Here is a 23,528-nt window from a genome sequence, read left to right as displayed (position 1 = left end):
CCCCGGATCAAGTCCTGCGGCGACACTCCCCCGAGTTACGCGGCAAACGCGCGCGCCGTCGGCCCGGTCCGATGCGAAGATCACATCAGGGTTCGCCAACGGATCGCTAACATATGGCCAGCGGTTCTCCCGGAGGTCGCCAACCGGTTGGCGTGAAGCCGTCGTGCGACTCCGGGAACAGGCCGGAAACCCAGCGGATTCCGGCCCCGACGGCACGGAGAAGGTGGCGGGAATTCGTCCTCGACGGGACCGGATTCCGCCAGGAGCCAGGTACCGGCGGGCACCCGCCGTACGGCGCGGTCGGCCAAGACCGCGCGGGAAGGCGATGGGCGGAGTGATGCGGCGGTACGAGCTGAGGTTCGGACTGCTGGGACCTCCGGTGCTGTATCTCCCCGGCGGCGAGGTCCGGCCCATCGGCAGCCCCAAGGTGCGCGCGCTGCTCGCCGCGCTGCTCCTGGAGGCCGGGCGGGTCGTCTCCGTCGAGTCGGTCAAGGACGCGCTGTGGGGCGGGGCGCCCCCGGTGTCCGCACAGGCCTCGCTGCACAACCACGTCACCCGGCTGCGCCGGCTCCTCGATGATCCTGAGCGGCTGCGGGCCGTACCGCCCGGGTATCTGCTCCGCGTCGACGACGGTGAGCTGGACGCCGACGTGTTCGACGCGCGGGTGGCGCAGGCGCGCGCGGCGCACGGGCGCCGGGAGTGGGCGCCGGTGCTGCGCGCCTGCGCCGCCGCGCTCGCGCTCTGGCGCGGCAGCCCGCTCGGCGGCCTCCCAGCCGAGTTCGGCGGCTACGCCTTCGTGCAGCGCGTGGAGGAGGCCCGGCTGCTTCTGATGGAATGGCGCTACGACGCGGAGCTCGCCATCGGCGGGCCGCGACTGGGCGGAGTCGTGCCGGAGTTGGCGGCGCTCGTCGCGGAGTACCCGCTCCGTGAGGCCTACCACCGTCAGCTGATGCTCGCCCTGCACCGCACCGGCCGGCAGGCCGAGGCCCTCGCCGTCCACCGCGACCTGCGCAACCGCCTGATCGAGGAACTCGGCGTCGAGCCGGGCGCTGCGGTCCGCGAGGCCCATGTGGAGGTGCTGCGGGGGAGTGGCGGGGTGGGGGAGGGCGGATGGTACGAGGGTGTGACCGACGGGGGTGTGCCGGACGCGGGTGTGCCGGATGAAGGGGTGCGTGATGGTGGTGAGGCTGCCGCGGGCGTGTCGTGGCCGGTCGCGCAGTTCCCCGCGTCCCCCGGAGGCGCGTCGACGGGCCGTCAGCCGGCAGCCGAGGGCGTCGAGGCCGGTGCGGAGTTCGACCCGGTCGGGGAGCAGCCCGCAGGCCCCGGTTCTGCGCGAGGCGACTCCCCGGTACCCAGGCCCGCCCAACTCCCCCCGTGCCCAGCTCACTTCACCGGACGCACCGCCGTCCGTGAAGAGCTGGTCGATGCCCTCACCTCGGCGCCCGCCCCGGCTGTCACCGTCGTCAGCGGTATGGCGGGTGTCGGCAAGAGCGCGCTCGCGCTGCACGTCGCCCATCACCTGCGGGAACGTTTCCCCGACGGTCAGCTCTACGTCAATCTGCACGGCGCCACTCCTGGCGTACCCCCGCTCGCCCCCGCCCAAGCGCTCGCCGCGCTGCTGCGGGACCTCGGTGCCGACCCCCGGCGCGTCCCCGAACACCTGGACGCGGCCGCCGCGTTGTTGCGCTCCCTGCTCGCACCGACCCGCACCCTGCTGCTGTTCGACGACGCCGCGAACGCCGCCCAGGTACGGCCGCTGCTCCCCGGCGGGCCAGGCTGCGCGGTGATCGTCACCAGTCGTTCGCCGCTCACCGCGCTCGACGGCGCCCGCCGGTTTCCGCTCGGGCCGCTGACCGGTGAGGACAGTGCGGCGCTGCTGCGCGCGGTCAGCGGGCGGGAGGAGATCGACGCCGGTCACCCGCTCGTCGGCCTCACCGGCCGGCTGCCGCTCGCCCTGCGCGTGGTCGCCGCCCGGCTGGCCGCTCGCCGCGCCCTCACACCAGAGGTGCTGGCCGGTCAACTCACCGCCACCGAGAGCAGGTTGCAGCACCTCGAATACGACGACCTGAGCGTCCGGCGCTCCCTGGCCGTCGCCCATGACGCCCTCGCCGCCTCCGACCGGTCACCCGACCGTGACGCCGCCCTCGCCCTGCGCCACATCGGCTCCCTCGACCTGCCCACCTACGGCGCCCCGCTGATCGCCCGCCTCACCGGCACCGACGAGCGCCGCGCCGAAGCCGCCCTGGACCGGCTGGTCGACGTGGCTCTCCTGGAGGAGACCGCGTACGGCCGCTACACCCCGCACGACCTGGTACGGGACTTCGCACGGGAGCTGGCCGAGGGCACCGACCGCACCGAGGCCTCCCTTACCGCCCTGCGCTGGTTCGCCGCCGCCGCCGAACTCGCCCTCGTCGCCATCGTCGAACCCGGCCTCGAACAGGGCGACCGCCGCCGGCCCACCGCCGCCCAGCCCGCCGAACACCAGCCGTACGCAGCCGCCTTGCCCCCCTTCGAGTGCGCAGAGCACGCCTTCGCCTGGGGCGATCTGGAGCTGGAGAACATCGTCGCCCTGGTGGAGCGGTACGCCGGCACGGCCGAACCCCGGATCAGCGCCTACCTCTCCACGCTCGTCCGGCTGCTCTTCCCCTACGTCCTGCGCAGCGGCCGGGTCGCCGAGATGGAGGTGCTCGGCACGGCAGCCCTGGCCGCCGCCCGGCGCCTGGGCGACGCGCCCGCCGAGGCCTACGCCCTGGGCGACCTCGCCGGCCTGCACTTCCTGACCGGCCGCCAGCGGGAGGCCCTCGCCCTGACCGACCAGGCCCTCGCCCTCTGGCGGCGGCTGGACGTGGCGTCCTGGATCCGGCGCAGCCTGAACAACCGGGGGCTGCTGCTGGAGGGGCTCGGACGGTACGACGAGTCGGGCGAGGCACTGCGGCAGAGCCTGGAGTACTCCCGGCAGCTGAACGACCCCTACGGCGAGGCCGTCACCCACAGCCACCTCGGCAACCTCTACGAGCACACCGACCCCCGCGCCGCAATCGAGCAGCACCGGCGCTCACTGGCGATCGGGGACGCCATCGGCGCCGTCATCGTGCAGCACTCGGCGCACTGCAACATCGGCTACGCCCATCTCGCCCTCGGCGAACCGGCGGCCGCCGCCGCGCACTTCGAGGAGAGCCTGCGCATCCTCGGCCGCCACGGCGACTGGCACGGCGAGTCCCAGACCCGGCTCGGTCTGGTCCGCGCCCTGCGCGGCCTCGGCCACACCGACCGTGCGCAACACGAGTGCGCCGAACTCCTGGACCGCGCCGACGCCCGCGCCGACCGCTACAGTGGCGGGCTCGCCCGCCACCAGCTCGGTCTGCTCCGGCGCGAGCAGGGGCGTATGAGTGAGGCGTACGACGCCTGGCGCGCGGCCCTGGCCGCCCTGGACGGCACGGACGAGGCCGACGTCCTCGTGGAGCTGCGCGAGCTGCTGCCGGCCGGTGACTGATCACTTCGCGTCGGCATAGCACTCCACCACCGCCGTCGTGAACGGGAAGCGGACCGGCGTCTCCCCGAACGTCAGCCGTCCCGCCAGGTCGGCCGCCTCCCCGATCGCCGCCGCGACCGCACCCGTCTCCTCCTCGGGACAGTGCACGATCACCTCGTCGTGCTGGAAGAAGACCAGCTCGGCCGCCATGTCCGCGCAGGTCCGGCGCAGCGCCGCGAGCATCAGCAGAGCCCAGTCGGCGGCGCTGCCCTGGACGACGAAGTTGCGCGCGAAGCGGCCTCTGGCACGGGAGTTGGTGGACGCGTAGCCCGGCACCCAGCCCTCCGCCGCATGCTCCTCCGGTTCCTCCTGGGGCATGCCCGCCTCCTCCGCGCCGTCGCCCGCACCGGCCGCCGGCGGACAGGTCCGGCCCAGCCAGGTCCGCACCAGCCGTCCCTCCTCGCCGGCCCGCGCCGCGTCGTCGACATAGGCCACCGCCCTGGGGAAACGGCGTCTGAGCGCGGCGAGGTTCTTCAGGCCGTCACCCGAGGTCTGGCCGTAGACCGCGCCAAGGACGGCCAGCTTTGCCTGCTGCCGGTCACCGGAGAAGGCGCGGTCGGAGACGGACTGGTAGAGGTCGGTCTCCCGCCCCGCGACCTCCATCAGCCCGGGGTCGCGGGAGATCGCCGCGAGCACCCGCGGCTCCATCTGGTCGGCGTCCGCGACGACCAGCCGCCAGCCGGGTTCGGCGACCGCGGCCCGCCGGATCACCTTGGGGATCTGCAGGGCGCCCCCGCCGTTGGTCACCCAGCGCCCGGTGACCGTGCCGCCGGCCTGGAACTCGGGCCTGAACCGGCCGTCGCGCACCCAGTCCTGGAGCCAGGTCCAGCCGTGCGCCACCCAGATCCGGTACAGCTTCTTGTATTCGAGCAGCGGCTTCACCGCGGGGTGGTCGATGCCGGAGATCTCCCAGCGGCGGGTGGACTTCACCTTGATCCCGGCCTGGGCGAAGGCCTTGATCACATCGGCCGGCAGATCCGGGCGGACCCGCCTGCCGAACGCGCCCGACACCTCGTCCGCCAGTTCGGCCAGCCGGCGGGGCTCGCCACCGCCCGCGTACCGTTCGCCGAGCAGTTCGCGCAGCACCTCGCGGTGGACCTCGGCGCTCCAGGGCAGGCCCGCGCGGTTCATCTCGGCGGCGATCAGCATCCCCGCCGACTCCGCTGCCGTCAGCAGGCGCATCCGGTCCGGGTGTTCGGCCCGGTCGTGCCGGCGTTGCTGCTCGGCGTAGACCGCGAGGAGTTCGTCGAGCGTCAGGCGGGTGGTGCCCTGAGGCTCGAACAGCGGGGACTGTGCGCCCGGTTCGGCCGAACGCTGCGGTGGATCGGGCGGTACGGGGCCGCCACGGAGGCGGGCCAGGGCGGCGGCGGCCGAGTGCGGCTCGCCGGACCTTCCCTCGTGGCCCAGCAGGAGTGTCTCGGCGTCCTCGATGTCGTAGCACCGCTCGACTCGCACCCCCGTGGCGAGCAGACGCGGATAGACCTCGGCGGTCGACCTCCACACCCAGCGCGTGACCTCCGGGCGGCCCCTGACCGCCCCGGCGAGATCGGACTCCCGCCGCACCGGCCCGGCGGGCAGCCCGTCCGGACCGAGGGGGGCGACATCCACGCCACCGTCCTCGGCCGGAGCGAGAGCCCACCGGTCGGTCATGCAGCGAGTGTGACACCCCGCACTGACAAATCCCCTGACCTGCGGGTTCAAGGGTGCGCGACACACCGACGGCGGAGTCAACCGCCTGTTCGGCTCCCGCTTGTTCGGCTCCCGCCTGTTCGGCTCCCGTCCGTTCGGCACCCGGCCGTCCGGGCGGTTTCCCGGTCGTTCGGACCTGGTCGTTCGGCCCCCGGCTGTTCGGACGCCGGCCATCACCGCGCCCGGGCTGACCGGAGCCGCCGCCCGCGAGGCCCTGCTCTCGGTGGACCCGGACCCCGTGGACGCGGCCCGTAGATCTCGCCGGCCGGTGGGGTCCCGGCCGATGGGGTGGGGCGGCCTTGGCTGTCCGGACCCCGGTTTCCCGGCCGGTCGGCCCCCGGCTGTTCGCCCCGCGGCTCTTCAGATCCCGGCCGTCCGGCCCCGGTCTTCCGGTCGTTCCCGGCCGTACGAGGCGCGCCGTTCAAGTCTCCGGCCCGCTCGGCCCCCGGCCGTTCAAGTCTCCGGCCCGCTCGCCCCGGCCGCGTGAGACCCCGCCCGTCTCAGCTCGCCCCGCCCTCCTCCGTATCGTCCGGCGTCTCCGCCGCGTCTGCCGCTTCCGCGGCCCCCTCTGCGGCTTCCGCCGCCCCGTGGCTGTCGCGTTGTTCCACCCACAGGGCCAGCACCTTGGCGATGTACTCCTCGGTCGCCGGCTTGGTGATGCCCAACCCGCTGAGGACGCCTTCGCCGTTCTCGTGTTCCAGGAGGGCCAGCAGCAGGTGTTCGGTCCCGACGTAGTTGTGGCCGAGGCGCAGCGCCTCGCGGAAGGTGAGTTCGAGGGCCTTCTTGGCCTCCGGCCCGTAGGGGATGAGGTCGGGGACGTTCTCCGCGGCCGGCGGGAGCGCGGCCGTCGCCGCCTGGCGCACGGAGTCCAGCAGGACGCCCTGCGCGACGATCGCCTTCGCCGCGATGCCGTCCGGCTCGGCCAGCAGTCCGAGGACCATGTGCTCGGGGCGGCCCTCCGGGTTGCCCGCCGAGATCGCCTCGTTGTGCGCGGCCATGACCACGTTCCGCGCTCGCGGCGTGTAGCGGCTGAAGCCCTGGCTGGGGTCGAGGTCGGCCGACTCCTTGGGCACGAAGCGCTTCTGGGCCGCCTGCCGGGTCACGCCCATGCTCTTGCCGATGTCGGTCCAGGACGCGCCCGAGCGCCGGGCCTGGTCGACGAAGTGGCCGATCAGATGGTCGGCCACGTCATCGAGGTGATCGGCGGCGATCACCGCGTCCTGGAGTTGGTCGAGGGGTTCGGGGTGAACCTTCTTGATCGCCGCGATGAGGTCGTCGAGGCGTACGGATGCCGTGATGTTCGGGTTGGTCGCCATGCGTCAACCGTAAGTTGACACCCCGGGACTGTCAACCCTTGGTTGACAGTCCTGTCATGCTTCGCACCGCTACGCGCGCGTGCGAGCGGATTCCGGTGCCTGGGACGAGGGGCCGCCGGGCGGTTGTCCACAGGCTGTGGACAACCGCCGACCGCTGTCGGTGCCGCGTGGCACGATCGACAGGTGACCAGCAGCCAGCCCAGCACCGTCGACCGAGCCTTTCAGAGCGCCCTGTACGACGGCACCGACTCCGGCCTCGACACGGGCGCCTCCCTCCTCGCGGCGGATTCCGGCGCGGACGCGGAACTCGCTCGCCGGGGCCGGGAGTTCGTCGCGGCGGCCTGGCGGCGCGGCTGGCAGCCCGCCGACGTCGTACGACTGGTGCGGCGCGAGCTGGACGACCCGCACGTCCGGCTCGCCGCCGGGCTGATCCGGGCGCAGGCGCCGGACGACCGGGCGCGCGGGCCCCGCTGGAAGGCGCAGCTCGACGCGCTGCCGGACGGTCACGTGCGCGTGGGCGACCGTTTCTCGCACGCCACCGCCGTCCTGGAGCTGCACCGGCTGCTGCTGCGGCTGCCCGCCCTGGAGCCCCTCGACGACGCCGGTTCCCGCGCGGACGCGCACCGGCCGGAGTCCCGCATGCTCACCCGGATCCGCGCTCTGCTCGCGAAGGCCGAGGCGACCGGCTACCCGGAGGAGGCCGAGGCGCTCAGCGCCAAGGCGCAGGAGCTGATGGCCCGGCACAGCGTCGACGAGGCGCTGCTCGCCGCGGGGGCGCCCGCGCCGGACGCGCCCGGAGCCTGCCGGATCGGGGTCGAGCCGCCGTACGAGCAGGCCAAGGCGGTGCTGCTGGACGCGGTCGCCACGGCCAACCACTGCCGGGCGGTGTGGAACGAGCCGCTGGCCTTCTCCACGGTCGTCGGCTTCGAGGCGGACCTGGAGGCGGTCGAGCTGCTCTACACCTCCCTGCTGGTGCAGGCCACGCACGCGATGACGAAGGCGGAGACGGCGCAGCGGGCGGGAGGCCGGAAGCGGACGAAGACGTTCCGCCAGTCCTTCGTGGCGGCGTACGCCCACCGGGTCGGTGACCGGCTGGCGGCCGCCGCGCGGGCGGCCGTCAGCGAGACCGACGCGCCCCAGGACCTGCTCCCGGTCCTGGCCACCAGGGAGATGGCCGTGACCGACCGCATGGAGCGGATGTTCCCGGAGACCATCACGACCCGCCTGCGCGGGGTGACCGACGAGGCGGGCTGGACAGAGGGCACGAGAGCAGCGGACCAGGCCCAGGTCCGCTCACGAACGCAACTGCCCTAGGGCCTGTCGTTTGGATCACTCCGCAGACGCGGGGGCTGGCACGCGCATCTGCCGCGTTGTCGTCGGTCGCCGACGTCCCCCAGCCTTCGGCCGGGGGTGCCCCCACCGCGTCGCCCGCCGCGGTAGCGGCTGATTGTCCACGCCTCCTCCGCCTTGCGGCTACACGCACCGGCCCCCGCTCCCCGGCATCGAACCGCACCGCCACTGACCTGCGGCCTGATCCAAACCGCAGGCCCTGGTCCCGGCTCGAAACCAGGCCGAACCGCCCCAGATCAGTCCCCGGCCTGCTGGAACGCCCCCACCGTCGCGTCCGGCTTGTCCGCGGAGCCCTTGCCCGCCACCGGCCCGTACTTCCACGGGAAGCTCTGCGTCGCGTCGCTCCCCGGCAGGGTCACCGTCATCGACGTGGTCGCGAGGCTCGCCTTGTCGCCGTCCTTGCCGCGCACATACGTGATCGAGAAGGTCGCGGAGTCGCCCTTGGCGAGCTTGAGCTTGTCGGACTTCGCGCCCGGCTGGGTGGACAACGTCGCCGACGTGCCGCCCGCCTTCAGCGTGACGCCGGGAAAGCCGTCCAGCGTGCACGGCGCGCTCTGGTTCGTGAGGCTCACCGGCACCTCGCCGGTGTCTCCCGCGGCCGGCGCGACGCTGGCGGAGCCGACCTGGACGGAGACCTTGCCGATCTCGCAGGCCGAGCTGTTCTTGCCGTTGGCCCCGGCGTTGCCGTCGTCGCAGGCGGTCAGGGCGAGGGCGGCGGCGAGGGCCGTGACAGTGAGCGGAATGGCGCGCATGAGCAGATCCCCATCGAGGTCGTTGCGGTGTCCCAGCATCATCACGCCCCTGCCCGGGTCCAGCGCGCCCGCCCCCGCCCTTGACCGCTGCACGGCCTACTCCCAGCCGCCCGCGCGGACCGGTGCGGGCGGGCTCAGCCGCCGAACACGGCCCTGCCGGCCCTACTGCCCAAGGCCCGCCGTCGGCAGCCCCGTCGGCAGCTTGCCACCCTCCGCCTTCGTGTAGGTCTCCGCGCCGGACTTTCCGGACCAGGTGACCTTCATGCCGTCCTTGCTGACCGAGTCGACCATTCCGGTGACGCGGTCCTTGCTGCCGCGCGTGCAGGTGAGGTGGATCATCCGCATCCCGGCCTCATCACCGGCGGTCCCGCTGCACACCGACCCGCCGGTCTCGAAGAGCCCGGCCTGCTTGCCGGTGATCACAAGGGCGACGATCTTGCCACCGCTCGTGGTGATCCAACTGCCCTGCAGTGCGTCGGACGAGGCCGCGGCGCTGTCCGATCCGGACGTGGCGGTCGCGCCCGCGGACGACGTGCCCGACGGGGTGGCCGAGGAGTCGCCGCCGCTGCACCCGGCCAGCGCGAGCACGCCCACCAGCCCCGCGGCGGCGGCCACGATCCGCACGGCCGACCGCACGGCCGGCCGCACGGCCACCGGGGCCGATGCGCCGCGCGCCCCAGCCGAAGCTGCGGCCGAAGCCGTATCCATGTGCGTCGTAGCCGTACTCGCCGTAGCCGTGGTCACCGCAACGCTCCCATGCTCTAGGGGGTCGGCCGCCCGGTTGCCCGGACGACAGCGGCAAGCTACCAGGACTCACCAGGAGGATTTGCGTACGCCAGGTAGGTATCCGCTATGGGCCTGGTCCCGCAGATTCACGCGGGACAGACCGAACGTGCGGAAGTAGCCGCGCGGGCGTCCGTCGACCTGGTCGCGGTTGCGCACGCGCGTGGCGCTCGCGTCCCGCGGCTGCCTGCGCAGCTCACGCTGGGCGGCGAGACGTTCGGCTTCGGTGGAGGACGGCCGCCGCAGGATCTCCTTCAGCTCGGCCCGGCGGGCGGCGTGGCGGGCGACGATCTCCTGTCGCCGCTCGTTCTTCGCGATCTTGCTCTTCTTCGCCATATCGGTGCCTCGCCCCCGTCAGACCTTCACGCCCCGACTCCCCGGAGGCCGACGACGAGGACCGCGAGCTGCTGGCGCAGCTCCACCCGACAGCCCGCCGAGTCCCCCTGCCGGGCGGCATCCCGGGGGACTCGGCGGGCCCTGCGCCCGACTCCCCGCTGGCCAGGGCCGCCCTCGCCGGCTTCGACGTGGAGGCGGCCGCCGCGGCCCAGCACCCGGCCTGCGCGCTGCTGCCCACCGAGGCCGACGCCCACGGCGTCACCACGCTCGTGTGGCACCGCAGGCGGCCCTTCCACCCCGAGCGGCTGTACGCGGCCCTGGAGGACGTGACCTGCGCGGCCGCCCGCAGCCGGGGCCGGTTCTGGCTCGCCGACAAGCCCGACGTGCTGCTGCACTGGGACGCGGCGGGCGGCGCCCTCTGTGTGGAGAGCGCCGGGCCGTGGCTCGCCTCGCTCCCGGACGCGGCCTGGGAGATGGTCCCGCCGGTGCGCCGGGCCGCCGCCGCGCTGGACTGGCACCCGGAGCACGGCGACTGCTGCCAGCACCTCGTCTTCACGTCCCCCGGCCTCGACCGCGACGGGCTCGAACGACTGCTGGAGTCCTGCCTGTTGACCGACGCCGAGTACGCCGCCGGGCGCGCCGCCTGGAAACGGCTGCCGCCCGCCTTCGACAACCTCCTGGAGGTCTGACCCCGCCATGCCCCGCACGACCGACCGCAAGCCGGCGAAGAACCGGCCGAACCCGCTGGACCAGGCGGGCGTGACCTATATCGACTACAAGGACACCGATCTGCTGCGGAAGTTCGTCTCCGACCGGGGGAAGATCCGCAGCCGCCGCGTCACCCGTGTCTCCGCCCAGCAGCAGCGACTGCTGGCCCGGGCGATCAAGAACGCGCGCGAGATGGCGCTGCTGCCGTACGGAGCCGCCCAGATAGGGCGCCGGACCCGGCTGATTAGGTAGGCACTTCCCTACGCTTGACTGGTAGGGAAATGCCTACCTATTGTTGCCGCATGAGCACCCACATCACCCACGCCTCGTTCGTCACCCTCCCCGTCACCGACCAGGACCGCGCCCTGCGCTTCTACCGGGACATCCTCGGATTCGAGGTGACCGCCGACCTGGACATGCCCCAGGGACGCTGGCTCCAGGTCGCCCCCGCGGGCGCGCAGACCGTCTTCACGCTCTCCGGGCCGGAGATGGGCCGGGGGTCTGGGGGCGTCCCCCGGAAAAGCGGTGCCGAGCCGGGCTCGGCACGGGGGATCATGTTGGTGACGACCGATGTCGACGCCGGCTGTGCGAGGCTCGCCGAGGCGGGCACCGACGTACAGGGCCCGGACGACCTCCCGTGGGGCCGGATGGCCTCCTTCCGGGACCCGGACGGCAACGGTCTGATGCTGCTCACGGAGGCTCACAGCTAGGAGACCGGCCATGACCACGACCGGCGCCGTCGAGGACCGCGTCTTCGCTGCGCTCGCCAACGCCACCCGGCGTGAGGTGCTGCGGCTGTTGCGCGACGGCGGCCCCCAGCCGGTCCAGGCCCTGGCCGACCACTTCGACATGCGCCGCCCCAGCCTCTCGGAACACCTCAGGGTGCTCCGGGAGGCCGGCCTGGTCTCCGAGCAGCGCTCCGGCCGGCGGCGCATCTACCGCCTGGAGGCGGCCCCGCTGGCCGACCTGCAGGACTGGCTCCACCCGTACGAGCGGTTCTGGCGGGACCGGCTGAAGGACCTCGGCGCACTGCTCGACCGCATGCCCGACGATGAGCGGCCATGACGACCGGCCTGCCCCCCGACGGTGACGACCTGACCACCATCCGCGTGGACCAGTTCCTTCCGCATCCGCCCGCGAAGGTCTGGCGCGCCCTCACGGAACCCGGTCTGCTCGTGCAGTGGCAGATGCAGGGGGCCGAGAACTTCCGTCTCGAGGTCGGTCACCGATACCGGATGACATCGGTCCCGCGTCCCAACAGCCGCTTCTCGGGCGTCGTCGACGTGCGGGTTCTCGCCTACGACCCGGAGCGGATGCTGTCCGTCCGGTGGTCCGATCCCGATCCGGCCAATCTCTCTCACTGGACCATCACGTGGACGTTGGAACACGAGGGCCGCGGTACGCGTCTCTTCCTAGTGCATGAGGGGTTCGATCCGGACGACCCGGCGCAGATGATGGCGCGAAAGATCATGAACGGGGGCTGGCGGTCGCATGTCTTGGCGGCTCTGGGGCAGACGCTGGAACAGCTTGGGTAAAGCGGGCGTCAAAGCTGTAACCGCAGGAACACCGCGCGTGCACGTGCATTTGCTCATGCATCTGCAGGTGAACGGGGTTATGATCCGGATCAGTTGACCACAGCATCAATGGTCACATCAGCCAGTTAGTGCACCAGCGGGGAGCGACCTGTGGACCTCGACGTTGACGGCGTGTACGGGGGGTTTGACGTGTACAACGGCATGGCTGCGACGCAGCTGGACGGAGTGGCCTGGCAGAAGAGCAGGCACAGCAACTCGCAGGGTTCCTGCGTGGAGTTCGCGCGGCTGCCGGGCGGCGAGGTGGCGGTCCGCAACTCGCGCTTCCCGGACGGGCCGGCGCTCGTCTACACCCGGGCCGAGATCGAGGCGATGCTCCTCGGCGCGAAGGACGGCGAGTTCGACCACCTGATCGCGAGCTGAGGGAGCCATATCGGGGGAACCCGATGCAATCGCCGCACAGGGAACGGTAACGCGCGTAGAAACCCGGCGTGCGAAGACGCCGCATTCCCTATTCGGAGGGCTGGAGCCGGAACAGTGCCCATACGACCTTGCCGCTGAGGGTGCCCGCGAGCGGGTGCCAGCCCCAGCCGTCACTGAAGGAGTCGACCAGGAACAGCCCGCGGCCCGACTCCGCCGAGAAGTCGTCGGAGTCCCTGGGGACGGGGGTCTCGTGGCTCGGGTCGCGCACCGCGCACACCAGCCGCTCGGTCCATCGCATCAGGTGCAGCCGCACGGCAGGCGTCTGCGGCGCGGCGAGGCAATCGGTCTCACCGGGCACCGCGTGCCGCAGGGCGTTGGTGACGAGCTCCGAGACAACGAGGCAGATGTCGTCGAAGCGGTCGCCGACGTCCCACTGGCCGAGCGTTCTGCGGGTGAACAGCCGGGCCTCGCGCACCGCTTCGTGGCGGGCCGGCAGGGCACAGGAGGCGGCGTTGGACACGGCCGCGGGATCAAGCGGCGGAAGGCCCTGCCGTAACGGCTTGAGCATGGTCGATCCATTCGTCCCCATGCGAGGCACTCCCGGGAATTCGCGGTCGTTGCGATGCAGCGGTGGCGCGGGACCATGGTTTCGGATGCGCACAGCAGATGCAAGGGCAGATGCACGTGCACGCGACCGAATTGGACCCTCCCGTACCGCTTGTTGGCCATTTTTTCCGCCAACTTGCTGCTCTTGGCTCACTACCTGCTTGCGTCTTCCTGTGCTTAAACTTTGGCCGCTTTCCGTTTCCGTAACCGGATGAGTACTGCTCGAAGTGTTTTAGTGGCAGACTGCGGGGCCCTGAAGACGGTTGGGGAGGCTGGCGAACGTGAGCGCGGGAGAGCCCGGATCGGTGGTGCGGCGCATGCTGCTCGGTTCGCAACTCAGGCGGCTGCGCGAGGCGCGTGGCATCACCCGCGAGGCGGCGGGCTACTCGATCCGTGCCTCCGAGTCCAAGATCAGTCGCATGGAGCTGGGCCGGGTGAGCTTCAAGACCAGGGACGTGGAAGACCTGCTGACGCTGTACGGCATCACGGACGAGGCCGAGCGCGAGTCGCTCGTCTCCCTCGCCAGGGAGGCCAACGTGGCAGGCTGGTGGCATAGTTACTCGGATGTCCTGCCGAGCTGGTTCCCCACCTATGTCGGCCTGGAGGGCGCGGCGCATCTGATCCGGGCCTACGAGGTGCAGTTCGTCCACGGCCTCCTGCAGACCGAGGAGTACGCGCGCGCGGTGGTGCGGCGCGGTATGAAGGGCGCCGGCGAGGCCGACATCGAGCGCCGGGTCACCCTGCGCATGGAGCGGCAGAAGTACCTGGTGGCCGAAAGCGCCCCCGACTTCCACATCGTCCTCGACGAAGCCGCCCTGCGCCGGCCCTACGGCAGCCGCGAGGTGATGCGCGGTCAGCTCCAGCACCTCGTCGAGATCTCCGAGCGGTCCAACGTACGGCTGCAGATCATGCCGTTCAGCTTCGGCGGCCACTCCGGTGAGGGCGGCTCCTTCACGATCCTGAGCTTCCCGGAGTCCGACCTGTCCGACGTGGTCTACCTGGAGCAGCTCACCAGCGCCCTCTACCTCGACAAGCGCGAGGACGTCGCCCAGTACGAGCAGGCGCTGAAGGAGCTCCAGCAGGACAGCCCCGGACCGGACGAGAGCCGGGACCTGCTGCGGGGCCTGCTCCAGCTCTCCTGAGCCCGGTAGAGGGTTTTCCCCCGGTGCTGCGCGGAGATCGCCGGCGGGTGTCCCAACTCCCAGGTGGCGCAAGTACGATGACGCGTGATCAGACCGTGATGTGGATGTGGATCAGGTGTCTGCATCGACTGCCGACGCAGCAGGGGATCGAGGGATCACATGTCGTCCTATTTCAGCGACCTGGCCCAGCAGTACATCGACGGCGAGTGGCGCCCGGGGACCGGTTCCTGGGACATCATCGACTTCAACCCGTATGACGGGGAGAAGCTGGCGTCCATCACCATAGCCTCGGCAGAGGAGATAGATCAGGCCTACCAGGCCGCCGCGCGCGCCCAGAAGCAGTGGGCCGCCACCAGTCCGTATGCCCGCCGGGCCGTCTTCGAGAAGGCCCTGCGCCTCATCGAGGACCGCGAGGCGGAGATCACCGAGGCGATCATCGCCGAGCTCGGCGGCACGCATCTGAAGGCCGCCTTCGAACTGCACCTCGCCAAGGAGTTCCTGCGCGAGTCGATCCAGTGGGCGCTGCGCCCCGAGGGCAAGATCATGCCCTCCCCGGTGGACGGCAAGGAGAACCGCCTCTACCGCGTGCCGGTCGGTGTCGTGGGCGTGATCAGCCCCTTCAACTTCCCCTTCCTGCTGTCGGTCAAGTCGGTCGCCCCGGCGCTCGCGCTCGGCAACGCCGTGGTCCTCAAGCCCCACCAGAACACCCCGATCGTCGGCGGCACCCTGGTCGCGAAGATCTTCGAGGACGCGGGCCTGCCGGGCGGTCTGCTCAATGTCGTCGTCACCGACATCGCGGAGATCGGCGACGCCTTCATCGAGCACCCGGTCCCGAAGGTCATCTCCTTCACCGGCTCCGACAAGGTCGGCCGGCACGTGGCCACCGTCTGTGCCTCGCTCTTCAAGCGCTCGGTGCTCGAACTGGGCGGCAACAGCGCGCTGGTGGTCCTCGACGACGCCGACATCGACTACGCGGTCGACGCGGCGGTCTTCAGCCGGTACGTCCACCAGGGCCAGGTCTGCATGGCCGCCAACCGCGTGCTCGTCGACCGCTCGATCGCCGACGAGTTCACCGAGAAGTTCGTCGCCAAGGTAAAGACCCTCAAGGCCGGCGACCCGCGGGACCCCCGGACCGTCATCGGCCCGGTGATCAACTCCCAGCAGGCGGAGTCGATTTCGGCCATTGTCGAGCAGGCCGTCGCCGAGGGCGCCACCGCCCTGGTGCACGGCACGACCACCGACAACCTGGTCGAGCCCTCGGTCCTCACCGACGTCCCGGCCGGCTCCGAGCTGCTCCGCCAGGAGGTTTTCGGGCCGGTCGCCTTCCTCATTCCGTTCGACGGCGAGGAGGAGGCCGTACGCATCGTCAACGACACCCCGTACGGGCTCAGCGGCGCGGTCCACAGCGGTGACATCGAGCGGGGCGTGTCCTTCGCCAAGCGGATCGACACCGGCATGTTCCACGTCAACGACGGCACGGTCCACGACGAGCCCGTCGTCCCCTTCGGCGGCGAGAAGCACTCCGGCCTCGGCCGCCTGAACGGCGAGAGCACCGTGGAGGCCTTCACCACCCTGAAGTGGATCTCGGTCCAGCACGGCCGGAGCGGCTTCCCGTTCTAGCGGTCGAAAAGCCGGCCGCCCCGGGCCCTTTAGGACGAGATCTGTCCTAAGGGGCCCGTAGCTTCGTCCGTGTCAGGGCAACACGACCCCAGGAAAGGCGGCCCGTCATGGTCACTCACGTTCCCGCGGAAGAGCAGGGCGACGAGCGCGGAGCACTGATCTCCTTCATCGAGGAACAGCGCGGCGGCATCCGCCGGGCACTGCTCGGCCTGACGGACGAGCAGGCGGCGAGCAGGCCGAGCGCGAGCGAGCTGTCCCTGTCGGGCCTGCTCAAGCATGTCGCCGAGGTCGAGCAGAGCTGGATCGCCCGCGCCAGGCAGGAGCCGCCCACCGTAGAGCGGGACCAGTCGAACTGGCACGAGACGTTCCAGCTGATCGGCGACGAGACCGTGGCCTCGCAGCTCGCCTACTGGGAGCAGGTCGCCGCCGAGACGGAGAAGTTCATCCGCTCCGTCCCCAGCCTCGACGACACCTTCCCGCTCCCGCCGCAGCCGTGGTTCCCGCCGGAGGGCCGGGTCTCCGTGCGCTGGGTCTGCCTCCACCTGATCCGCGAAACCGCCCGGCACGCGGGCCACGCCGACATCGTCCGCGAGTCCCTGGACGGGAAGACGGCCTTCGAACTCGTGGCGATGGAACAGGCCTCCTAGACACCCCCTGGGGCCTGTTGCGAAAGTCCCGCCTGCCCCGCGACGCCCGGCACGCACTCTCGCCGCACCGGGCACGAACCCAAGTACGTCCAGTACGAGGGCTTGCACCCGGCACCCCGAGAGCACGCACCGGACGCCGCGGGGCCCGCCCTCCGGGCGGACGACGGGACTTTCGCAACAGGCCCTAGTGGTGGAAGCTGGTGGCCGCGTCCTTGTCCCTGGTCAACGGGTGCGGCTGCCGGCGCAGTTCGGGCAGCAGCCGGGCGAGGTCCTCCAGGAACAGCTCGGCCAGGTCCTTGGAGAAGCCGTTGCGGCACACCACCCGCAGCACGGACAGGTCCTCCCGGTTGGCTGGGAAGGTGTACGCCGGCACCAGCCAACCGCTCCCGCGCAGCCGCCGGGAGACATCGAAGACGTCGTACGACGTCACGTGGTCGGCGGTGGTGAAGGTGAACACGGGCAGCTGGTCTCCCCGGGTGAGAAGCCGGAAGTCGCCGAGCGCCTCGATACGTTCGGCGAGCCCGGTGGCCACGTCCCGCGAGGCCTGCTGCACCGCGCGGTAGCCGTCCCGGCCGAGACGCAGGAACGTGTAGTACTGCGCGACCACCTGGGCGCCGGGGCGGGAGAAGTTGAGGGCGAAGGTGGGCATGTCGCCGCCCAGGTAGTTGACCCGGAACACGAGCTCTTCGGGCAGCGCCTCCTTGTCGCGCCACAGCGCCCAGCCGACGCCCGGGTAGACCAGGCCGTACTTGTGCCCCGAGGTGTTGATCGACGCCACGCGCGGCAGGCGGAAGTCCCACACCAGGTCCTTGTCGAGGAAGGGCGCGACCATCGCGCCGGACGCGCCGTCGACGTGGACCGGGATGTCGAGGCCGGTGCGCTCCTGGAGGGCGTCCAGGGCGGCGCAGAGGTCGGCGACCGGCTCGTACGACCCGTCGAAGGTGGAACCGAGGATGGCGACGACCCCGATGGTGTTCTCGTCGCACAGCTCGGCGGCGGCCTGCGGGTCCAGGTGGTAGCGCTCGCCCTCCATGGGGACGAACCGGGGCTCCACCTCCCAGAAGTTGCAGAACTTCTCCCAGCAGACCTGGACGTTGATGCCCATGACGAGATTCGGGCGGGCCGTCCCCGGATACCGGTCGGTGTTGCGTTGCGTCCAGCGGCGCTTCAGCGCCATCCCGGCCAGCATGCAGGCCTCGCTGGAGCCGGTCGTCGAACAGCCGATCGTGCCGGCCGGATCCGGCGCGTTCCACAGGTCGGCGAGCATCGCCACACAGCGCCGCTCCAGCTCGGCGGTGCGCGGGTACTCGTCCTTGTCGATCATGTTCTTGTCCCGGCACTCCGCCATCAACTGCCCGGCCTGCGGTTCCATCCAGGTGGTGACGAAGGTGGCCAGATTCAGCCGGGCGTTGCCGTCCAGCATCAGCTCGTCGTGGACCAGCTGGTACGCGGTCGTGGGCGGCAGCGGGCTGTCCGGGAGCCGGTGCGTGGGCGGGGCCTCCGTCATGCCGCCGACCGGGTTCGCCTCACCGAAGAACGGGTTGACGGAAATGGGTCGCTCCTGGTGCTTCCCGGGTCCTTTGTGGAGCGCCATGAAGGGTGCCTCCTAGAGCAATGTCACAAGGTTCAGCGCAGGGCCGTGCCGTCCGCCCGCAGTTGCATCTTCGGCCGCCCGGTCACCAGCAGCCAGGCGGGCAGCGACGCGATGCACATCAGGGCCAGGATCGCCGGCGAGGCCACGAGCACCGCGGCCGTGAACAGGCTCACCCAGCCCTGCCGGGTGACGGCCAACAGCATGCCCAGCACACCCGCCGCCACGCCCACCGAGGGCTGGACGGCGGGCAGCAGGGCGTGGGCGCACAGCCCGAGGGCCGCGCCGATGAAAACCGACGGAAAGATCCGGCCACCGCGGAAACCGCAGGCCGCGGCCACCAGCAGCGCGGCCAGCTTGACGACCGTCATCACCGCCAACTGCCCGGCCGACCAGCCCTCGGGGTCCTTCGCCAGCTCCGCGACCTGGTCCAGCCCCTTGAAGAGCGTCAGATGGCCGCCCAGCGCGCCCAGGAGGCCAAGGACCACGCCGCCGACCGGCAGGGCCGCCATGGGGTGCCCGAGGCGCCCGAAGGCGCCGTGGACGTACGGGAAGGCACAGACGGCGAGCATGCCGAGCAGCGCGGCCGCGGGGGCGATCACCAAGGCAGCCAGCAGATCGGCCCAGCGCAGCCGGCCGACCGCGGGCAGCCCGAGATCCAAGGCCGGACGGGCCACCAGGGCGGTCGTCAGCGCGCCCGCGCCCGCGGCCATCAGCGGCCCGAACAGGTTGTCCCACAGCGCCCCCTTCAGTGGCTTCCCGGCCAGCGACTCGGAGATGACCAGGGCCGCCGCCACCGGCGTACCGAACAGCGCGCCGAGCGTCGCCGCGTCGGCCAGCGCGGGCCACAGCGAGCCCGGCAGCCGGGGCATCGCGAGGCGCCCCAGCCACAGCGCCAGCCCCACGTTCACGGCGATGATCGGGTTCTCGGGACCGAGACTCGGCCCGCCCGCCAGCATCAGCACGGTCGCCAGCAGCAGCCCCGGCAGCACGGCGGGCGGCAGCGCCACCGCCTCCAGGCCCAGGGTGGCCGGATCTGGCCCCGCGTGCCCCGGTACCTTCCACACCACCAGACCGACCGCGACGCCGGTCGCGGTCAGCATCAGCAGCATCCACAGCACCGAGTAGCGCCCGATGCCGAGCGCGTCCGGCAGGTTGTTCCAGAGTACGTGCTGCAACCGCTCCGCCAGCGAGCTCACCAGCAGGTACAGCAGGCTGCTGCCGACGCCGACGACCAGGGAGGGCAGGATCAGCGGCAGCAGGGCGCGCGCGGGGGCCGAGGGCGGGGTGGGGGGCGCCTGCCGCGCGGTGTCCTGGGCCACGGTCCCACCATAAGCGGGCAAAACCGACACAACATCCTGGAGGAAACGGACGTCCGGGGGCGGGCCGGCCCGAACGCAAGGGGCTTGCACCTCACGTGACGTGAGGAGTCAAGGTGGAGCGCGGAAAGGAGCGGAAGTGAGCTACTCCGTAGGTCAGGTCGCCGGATTCGCCGGCGTCACCGTGCGCACCCTGCACCACTACGACGAGATCGGCCTGCTGGTCCCGGGCGAGCGCAGCCCCGCCGGGCACCGGCGTTACGGGGACACCGATCTCGACCGGCTGCAGCGGATCCTGTTCTACCGGGAGCTCGGCTTCCCGCTCGACGAGGTCGCGGCCCTGCTCGACGACCCGGACGCGGATCCGCGCGCGCATCTGCGCCGCCAGCACCACCTGCTGACCGCCCGGATCGAGAAGCTGCAGAAGATGGCCGAGGCCGTGGAGCACGCCATGGAGGCACGCAGGATGGGCATCAACCTCACACCCGAGGAACGCTTCGAGGTCTTCGGCGACAAGGACCCCGAGCAGTACGCCGAGGAGGCCGAGCGGCGCTGGGGCGGCACCGAGGCCTACGCCGAGTCGCAGCGCCGGGCCGCCCGCTACACCAAGGCCGACTGGCAGCGCATGAAGGCCGAGGTCGACGACTGGGGCGAGCGTTACGCCGCCCTGGTGAACGAGGCCGAGCCGCCGACCGGCGTCCAGGCCATGGACATGGCCGAGGAACACCGGCAGCACATCTCGACCTGGTTCTACGACTGCCCCTACGAGATGCACCGCGGCCTCGCCGGGATGTACATGTCCGACGAGCGCTTCAAGGCGTTCTACGACTCCATGGCCCCGGGTATGGCCGAGCACCTGAAGGAGGCGATCGAGGCGAACGCGGCGCGGCACACGGCGTAGCCAGTGCCTGTTGCGGCACTAGACCTTGTCGACGATGACGGCTGTGCCGTAGGCGCACACCTCCGTACCCACGTCGGCGGCCTCGGTCACATCGAACCGGAAGGCCAGCACGGCGTTCGCGCCACGCGCGCGTGCCTGTTCCACCAGCCGGTCCATGGCCTGATTGCGGGTCTGTACGAGCGTTTTCGTCAGCCCCTTCAGCTCGCCCCCGATCATCGACTTCAGACCCGCGCCGATCTGACTGCCCAGGTGCCGGGAGCGCACGGTCAGCCCGAAGACCTCGCCGATGACCTCGCGCACCCGGTACCCGGGAAGGTCGTTCGTGGTGACCACCAGTACATCGGGCTGGGGTCCCTGACCGCCGCCGTACTCTTCGATACCCATGTCCACAGCTATTCCCCAGGGCGGGCACAGTGCACCCTGGATCCACCGGTGGAACCTGGGGCGGACACAATGCGTTGATAGCTTTGTGCGGCCGCACAAGGAACCCGTAGTGCCCTCACCCCCAGGAGCCCGGAACCGTGACGACCACGATTGCCCTTGGCCCGAGCTGGATGGATCCGAACAGTCTTCTCGACTCGTTCGGTATCTGGGGCCTGCTCCTGGTCGTCTTCGCCGAGTCCGGCCTTCTGATCGGCTTCTTCCTGCCGGGTGACTCTCTCCTGTTCACCTGCGGCCTGCTGATCACCTCGCACCAGCTGGACTTCCCCCTGTGGGGCGCCATCGCCCTGATCTGCGTCGCCGCGATCCTCGGCGACCAGGCGGGCTACATGTTCGGCAAGAAGGTCGGCCCCTCGCTCTTCAACCGCCCCGACTCCCGCCTGTTCAAACAGGAGAACGTCGCCAAGGCGCACGAGTTCTTCGAGAAGCACGGCCCGAAGTCCCTGATCCTGGCCCGCTTCGTGCCCGTGATCCGCACGTTCACGCCGATCATCGCCGGCGTCAGCGGTATGGCCTACCGCTCGTTCGTGACGTTCAACGTCATCGGCGGCGTCCTCTGGGGCGCCGGCGTCACCCTGCTCGGCTCCTGGCTCGGCAAGATCGGCTTCGTCAAGAACAACGTCGAGGCGATCCTGATCCTGATCGTCCTCGTCTCGGTGATCCCGATCATCATCGAGTTCCTGCGCAGCCGCTCGAAGAACAAGAGGGCGGCCCGGACGCAGCAGCCGCTCCAGCAGCACGCCGCCCCGCCGGTGATGGACGACGCGACGACACAGCTCCGCCGGATCGAGCCGACGTACGGCCGGCAGCAGCCTCCGCAGCAGCAGTACGACCAGCCTCAGCAGTACGGGCAGCCTCAGCAGTACGGGCAGCAGCCCCAGCAGCAGCCGTACCACGGCCAGGGCGGCTACAGCCAGAACGGATACGACCAGAACGGATACGACCAGAACGGGTACGACCAGAACGGGTACGGCCAGCAGCGGTACCCGCACAGCGAGGACCACTACCGGGCGCCGTAAGCGGAGACGCCGTCCCGGCCGAGCCCCTGCCCAACAGGGGCTCAGAACCCCCTGGTCCGCTTCGCGGCCCTGCGCTTCCCTGCCGAACCGATCCGCAGGCCCAACCGGGAGATCTCCGACCCCAGGTTGACGCCGATGGCGATGGCCATGGCGAGCGACGCCGCCTTTGCCAACGACACCAGCCCCTTGTCGACCTCGTTCTGGGCCATGGACAGCAGCCCGAAATACGTGGCCGACCCCGGCAGCAACGGCCCGATCGCCGCGGTCGTGTACGGCAGCGCGGAGGCGAACCGGTACCGCGACAGCAGCTGCCCGAACAACCCCACAAGGCCGGCCGCCGCGGCCGTGGAGGCGACCGGCGAGATCCCCCCTGCGTAGTGCATCGCGCCGTAAACGCACCACGCCACACCGCCGTTGAGGGTCACGGGCAGCACGGTGGACCGTTCCTGCTGGAGCAGCACCGCGAAGGTCAACGACAGCAGCATCGACGCGGCGATCTGCAGCAGCGGCCGCTCGGCGAAGTTCAGCCCCGCGTCGGGATTGAGCCTGCCGCCCAGCTTCACGCCGAAGTACAGGACCGTCAGCACCCCGATGACGATGCCGACGAAGAAGTACATGACCTCCAGCAGGCGTGCGGAGGCGGTGATGTAGAAGCCGGTGAGCCCGTCCTGGACGCCCGCCACGAGGGCCCGCCCGGGCAGCAGCGCGAACAGCCCAGCGGTGACGACGGCGGAGGCCGCGACATCGACGTGGGCGAGCGCGAACGCGACCCCGATCGCGGCCGGCGGCATGGCGGCGATCATGAACTGGTAGAACTCCGGCAGCCCCCGCCCCGCGCACAGCCACGCCAGCCGGTCGCCGAGCATCGCGCCGAGCGCGGCCGCCACGAACACCAGGCCGTCACCGCCGACGAGCACGGAGGCGGCCCCGGCGAGAAGCCCGCTCGCGGTGGTCAGCGCCCAGCCGGGGTACGGGTGCCGGTTGCGGCGGATCTCCGCGAGCCGCCGGTAGGCCTCCTCCAGGGAGACATGGGTCTCGGGGTCGGTCAGGTCGTCCACGAGCCGGAAGACGGCCGCCAGACGCGTGTAGTCGGTGCCGCGCCGCCGTACCGTCCGGGACGCCGTCACCGGGTCGTCGACCAGTGAGGGCTGGTAGGAGATCGCCAGCAGCGTGAAGGTGACGTTCGGCTCGCAGCGGTCGAGGCCGTACGACCGGCAGACCGCGAACATCGCGGCCTCCACGTCCTCCGCGCCCTCGCCGCCCGCCAGCAGCAGTTCCCCGATACGCAGTGTCAGGTCGAGCACCCGCGGGACGGCCGGCCCGCCCTCGTCGGTCTTCTGCACCGGTTCCGGCGCCGGCCGCTCGGCCACCGGCATGCGCAGCATCGTGCGCATCCGGTCCTGCCAGGGCGCGTCCTTGACGAGATTGACCGCGGGGAATCCGGAGGCGGGCGTGAAGGCGGCCGGGCCGTCCAGGGCGCTGTAGGTGCTCGGCATGCTGAACGCCGAGCCCTCCGGCTCGCCGGACACCTGCTGCGGCACCGCCAGCCCCTCGGGTACCGAGAACTCGGACGTGGCCTCAGGCTCGACGCCGACCTCGGGGACCGCGATGCCCGCCGGAACGGCGAACTCGGACGTGATCTCCGGGTCGTACCGCGCCTCGTCCGACCGGGGCTTGCGGTCCTCCTCCTCCGTCACCGGCGTAACGCTCCCTGAACGACAATTTCACGTAAGGCTCAGTATGCGCGTGACCACACAGTGGAACGAAAACGGGCCACGCAGGGCAGCGGCACGGAAAGCGGGCCTCACGCGTGCGTGCGGC

General features: G+C 71.3%; 22 protein-coding genes and 1 pseudogene. 13 read left to right on the top strand and 10 right to left on the bottom strand.

The annotated features are described in order from the left end of the window. Positions 1 to 325 precede the first annotated feature (325 nt). Positions 326 to 3,493 (top strand): BTAD domain-containing putative transcriptional regulator, encoded by a 3,168-nt coding sequence (locus ABZ396_RS20690; protein ID WP_358917877.1) that lies wholly within the window; start codon positions 326 to 328, stop codon positions 3,491 to 3,493. Here the strand turns inward: ABZ396_RS20690 and ABZ396_RS20685 are convergent, their stop codons facing one another. After that, positions 3,494 to 5,182, bottom strand: coding sequence for a bifunctional 3'-5' exonuclease/DNA polymerase (locus ABZ396_RS20685; protein ID WP_358917879.1), 1,689 nt, complete (start codon positions 5,180 to 5,182; stop codon positions 3,494 to 3,496). 539 nt (positions 5,183 to 5,721) lie between these two features. Beyond that, complete coding sequence (locus tag ABZ396_RS20680; RefSeq protein ID WP_358917881.1) at positions 5,722 to 6,537, bottom strand: Clp protease N-terminal domain-containing protein; 816 nt, start codon at positions 6,535 to 6,537, stop codon at positions 5,722 to 5,724. 183 nt (positions 6,538 to 6,720) lie between these two features. On the opposite strand from ABZ396_RS20680, the gene ABZ396_RS20675 reads away from it, so the two are divergent. Continuing rightward, positions 6,721 to 7,851, top strand: a complete 1,131-nt coding sequence (locus ABZ396_RS20675) for a DUF2786 domain-containing protein (protein WP_359185341.1) — start codon at positions 6,721 to 6,723, stop codon at positions 7,849 to 7,851. Between the two features lie 272 nt (positions 7,852 to 8,123). Here the strand turns inward: ABZ396_RS20675 and ABZ396_RS20670 are convergent, their stop codons facing one another. From ABZ396_RS20670 to rpsN, 3 genes are all read right to left on the bottom strand, one after another. After that, on the bottom strand, positions 8,124 to 8,639 hold the full coding sequence (locus ABZ396_RS20670) for a DUF4232 domain-containing protein (protein ID WP_358921629.1): 516 nt from the start codon (positions 8,637 to 8,639) through the stop codon (positions 8,124 to 8,126). 162 nt (positions 8,640 to 8,801) lie between these two features. Then, on the bottom strand, positions 8,802 to 9,293 hold the full coding sequence (locus ABZ396_RS20665; RefSeq protein ID WP_358921617.1) for a hypothetical protein: 492 nt from the start codon (positions 9,291 to 9,293) through the stop codon (positions 8,802 to 8,804). 159 nt (positions 9,294 to 9,452) lie between these two features. Beyond that, positions 9,453 to 9,758, bottom strand: coding sequence for a 30S ribosomal protein S14 (gene rpsN, locus ABZ396_RS20660; protein WP_358921615.1), 306 nt, complete (start codon positions 9,756 to 9,758; stop codon positions 9,453 to 9,455). A gap of 32 nt (positions 9,759 to 9,790) precedes the next feature. On the opposite strand from rpsN, the pseudogene ABZ396_RS20655 reads away from it, so the two are divergent. From ABZ396_RS20655 to ABZ396_RS20630, 6 genes and pseudogenes are all read left to right on the top strand, one after another. Further along, positions 9,791 to 10,447, top strand: a pseudogene (locus tag ABZ396_RS20655) (GTP-binding protein); the annotation flags it as partial. 7 nt (positions 10,448 to 10,454) lie between these two features. Beyond that, a complete protein-coding gene (gene rpsR, locus ABZ396_RS20650; RefSeq protein WP_358921613.1) occupies positions 10,455 to 10,718 on the top strand; it encodes a 30S ribosomal protein S18 in 264 nt (87 codons plus the stop codon). 50 nt (positions 10,719 to 10,768) lie between these two features. Then, a complete protein-coding gene (locus tag ABZ396_RS20645) occupies positions 10,769 to 11,176 on the top strand; it encodes a VOC family protein (RefSeq protein WP_358921611.1) in 408 nt (135 codons plus the stop codon). Positions 11,177 to 11,186: 10 nt separating this feature from the next. Next, the gene (locus ABZ396_RS20640) at positions 11,187 to 11,531 is read left to right on the top strand and encodes a metalloregulator ArsR/SmtB family transcription factor (RefSeq protein ID WP_358921609.1); all 345 of its coding nucleotides are present in this window, start codon (positions 11,187 to 11,189) and stop codon (positions 11,529 to 11,531) included. After that, positions 11,528 to 12,001, top strand: a complete 474-nt coding sequence (locus ABZ396_RS20635; RefSeq protein WP_358921607.1) for an SRPBCC domain-containing protein — start codon at positions 11,528 to 11,530, stop codon at positions 11,999 to 12,001. Before ABZ396_RS20640 ends, ABZ396_RS20635 begins: the two co-directional genes overlap by 4 nt. A 201-nt stretch (positions 12,002 to 12,202) precedes the next feature. Continuing rightward, on the top strand, positions 12,203 to 12,421 hold the full coding sequence (locus tag ABZ396_RS20630) for a DUF397 domain-containing protein (protein ID WP_358921627.1): 219 nt from the start codon (positions 12,203 to 12,205) through the stop codon (positions 12,419 to 12,421). Positions 12,422 to 12,509: 88 nt separating this feature from the next. On the opposite strand, the gene ABZ396_RS20625 is transcribed toward ABZ396_RS20630, so the two are convergent. After that, positions 12,510 to 13,010: an ATP-binding protein gene (locus tag ABZ396_RS20625; protein WP_358921605.1), complete on the bottom strand. Its 501-nt coding sequence runs from the start codon at positions 13,008 to 13,010 to the stop codon at positions 12,510 to 12,512. A gap of 334 nt (positions 13,011 to 13,344) precedes the next feature. On the opposite strand from ABZ396_RS20625, the gene ABZ396_RS20620 reads away from it, so the two are divergent. From ABZ396_RS20620 to ABZ396_RS20610, 3 genes are all read left to right on the top strand, one after another. Then, on the top strand, positions 13,345 to 14,169 hold the full coding sequence (locus ABZ396_RS20620) for a helix-turn-helix transcriptional regulator (protein ID WP_358921625.1): 825 nt from the start codon (positions 13,345 to 13,347) through the stop codon (positions 14,167 to 14,169). Positions 14,170 to 14,328: 159 nt separating this feature from the next. Then, a complete protein-coding gene (locus ABZ396_RS20615) occupies positions 14,329 to 15,789 on the top strand; it encodes an aldehyde dehydrogenase family protein (protein ID WP_358921603.1) in 1,461 nt (486 codons plus the stop codon). 107 nt (positions 15,790 to 15,896) lie between these two features. Beyond that, the gene (locus tag ABZ396_RS20610) at positions 15,897 to 16,436 is read left to right on the top strand and encodes a DinB family protein (RefSeq protein ID WP_358921601.1); all 540 of its coding nucleotides are present in this window, start codon (positions 15,897 to 15,899) and stop codon (positions 16,434 to 16,436) included. 184 nt (positions 16,437 to 16,620) lie between these two features. On the opposite strand, the gene ABZ396_RS20605 is transcribed toward ABZ396_RS20610, so the two are convergent. Both ABZ396_RS20605 and ABZ396_RS20600 read right to left on the bottom strand, forming a co-directional pair. Beyond that, positions 16,621 to 18,030 (bottom strand): glutamate decarboxylase, encoded by a 1,410-nt coding sequence (locus ABZ396_RS20605; protein WP_358921599.1) that lies wholly within the window; start codon positions 18,028 to 18,030, stop codon positions 16,621 to 16,623. Between the two features lie 32 nt (positions 18,031 to 18,062). Next, positions 18,063 to 19,349 (bottom strand): ion channel protein, encoded by a 1,287-nt coding sequence (locus tag ABZ396_RS20600; protein WP_358921597.1) that lies wholly within the window; start codon positions 19,347 to 19,349, stop codon positions 18,063 to 18,065. Between the two features lie 136 nt (positions 19,350 to 19,485). Between ABZ396_RS20600 and ABZ396_RS20595 the strand changes: the two genes are divergently transcribed. Beyond that, a complete protein-coding gene (locus ABZ396_RS20595) occupies positions 19,486 to 20,247 on the top strand; it encodes a MerR family transcriptional regulator (protein ID WP_358921595.1) in 762 nt (253 codons plus the stop codon). A gap of 18 nt (positions 20,248 to 20,265) precedes the next feature. On the opposite strand, the gene ABZ396_RS20590 is transcribed toward ABZ396_RS20595, so the two are convergent. Further along, positions 20,266 to 20,631: a YbjQ family protein gene (locus ABZ396_RS20590; protein WP_358921593.1), complete on the bottom strand. Its 366-nt coding sequence runs from the start codon at positions 20,629 to 20,631 to the stop codon at positions 20,266 to 20,268. A gap of 170 nt (positions 20,632 to 20,801) precedes the next feature. Here ABZ396_RS20590 and ABZ396_RS20585 point away from each other — a divergent pair, with 170 nt between their 5' ends. Next, positions 20,802 to 21,707 carry a VTT domain-containing protein gene (locus tag ABZ396_RS20585; protein ID WP_358921623.1) on the top strand — a complete coding sequence of 302 codons (906 nt, stop codon included), beginning with the start codon at positions 20,802 to 20,804 and terminating at the stop codon, positions 21,705 to 21,707. 41 nt (positions 21,708 to 21,748) lie between these two features. On the opposite strand, the gene ABZ396_RS20580 is transcribed toward ABZ396_RS20585, so the two are convergent. After that, complete coding sequence (locus ABZ396_RS20580; protein ID WP_358921591.1) at positions 21,749 to 23,404, bottom strand: threonine/serine exporter family protein; 1,656 nt, start codon at positions 23,402 to 23,404, stop codon at positions 21,749 to 21,751. Between the last annotated feature and the right edge of the window lie 124 nt (positions 23,405 to 23,528).

This window comes from Streptomyces sp. NPDC005866 (genome assembly GCF_040629895.1).
In the GTDB taxonomy this organism is placed as follows: domain Bacteria; phylum Actinomycetota; class Actinomycetes; order Streptomycetales; family Streptomycetaceae; genus Streptomyces.
Note: the sequence above shows the minus strand (reverse complement) of the source record. Positions and strands in the feature narration are given on the sequence as shown.

Excerpts from the sequence above, each read along its gene's own strand:
- ABZ396_RS20690 (WP_358917877.1), top strand. The coding sequence starts at position 326 with ATGGGCGGAGTGATGCGGCGGTACGAGCTGAGGTTCGGACTGCTGGGA.
- ABZ396_RS20685 (WP_358917879.1), bottom strand. The coding sequence starts at position 5,182 with ATGACCGACCGGTGGGCTCTCGCTCCGGCCGAGGACGGTGGCGTGGAT.
- ABZ396_RS20680 (WP_358917881.1), bottom strand. The coding sequence starts at position 6,537 with ATGGCGACCAACCCGAACATCACGGCATCCGTACGCCTCGACGACCTC.
- ABZ396_RS20670 (WP_358921629.1), bottom strand. The coding sequence starts at position 8,639 with ATGCGCGCCATTCCGCTCACTGTCACGGCCCTCGCCGCCGCCCTCGCC.
- rpsN (WP_358921615.1), bottom strand. The coding sequence starts at position 9,758 with ATGGCGAAGAAGAGCAAGATCGCGAAGAACGAGCGGCGACAGGAGATC.
- rpsR (WP_358921613.1), top strand. The coding sequence starts at position 10,455 with ATGCCCCGCACGACCGACCGCAAGCCGGCGAAGAACCGGCCGAACCCG.
- ABZ396_RS20645 (WP_358921611.1), top strand. The coding sequence starts at position 10,769 with ATGAGCACCCACATCACCCACGCCTCGTTCGTCACCCTCCCCGTCACC.
- ABZ396_RS20640 (WP_358921609.1), top strand. The coding sequence starts at position 11,187 with ATGACCACGACCGGCGCCGTCGAGGACCGCGTCTTCGCTGCGCTCGCC.
- ABZ396_RS20635 (WP_358921607.1), top strand. The coding sequence starts at position 11,528 with ATGACGACCGGCCTGCCCCCCGACGGTGACGACCTGACCACCATCCGC.
- ABZ396_RS20630 (WP_358921627.1), top strand. The coding sequence starts at position 12,203 with ATGGCTGCGACGCAGCTGGACGGAGTGGCCTGGCAGAAGAGCAGGCAC.
- ABZ396_RS20625 (WP_358921605.1), bottom strand. The coding sequence starts at position 13,010 with ATGGGGACGAATGGATCGACCATGCTCAAGCCGTTACGGCAGGGCCTT.
- ABZ396_RS20620 (WP_358921625.1), top strand. The coding sequence starts at position 13,345 with ATGCTGCTCGGTTCGCAACTCAGGCGGCTGCGCGAGGCGCGTGGCATC.
- ABZ396_RS20615 (WP_358921603.1), top strand. The coding sequence starts at position 14,329 with ATGTCGTCCTATTTCAGCGACCTGGCCCAGCAGTACATCGACGGCGAG.
- ABZ396_RS20610 (WP_358921601.1), top strand. The coding sequence starts at position 15,897 with ATGGTCACTCACGTTCCCGCGGAAGAGCAGGGCGACGAGCGCGGAGCA.
- ABZ396_RS20605 (WP_358921599.1), bottom strand. The coding sequence starts at position 18,030 with ATGGCGCTCCACAAAGGACCCGGGAAGCACCAGGAGCGACCCATTTCC.
- ABZ396_RS20590 (WP_358921593.1), bottom strand. The coding sequence starts at position 20,631 with ATGGGTATCGAAGAGTACGGCGGCGGTCAGGGACCCCAGCCCGATGTA.
- ABZ396_RS20585 (WP_358921623.1), top strand. The coding sequence starts at position 20,802 with ATGGATCCGAACAGTCTTCTCGACTCGTTCGGTATCTGGGGCCTGCTC.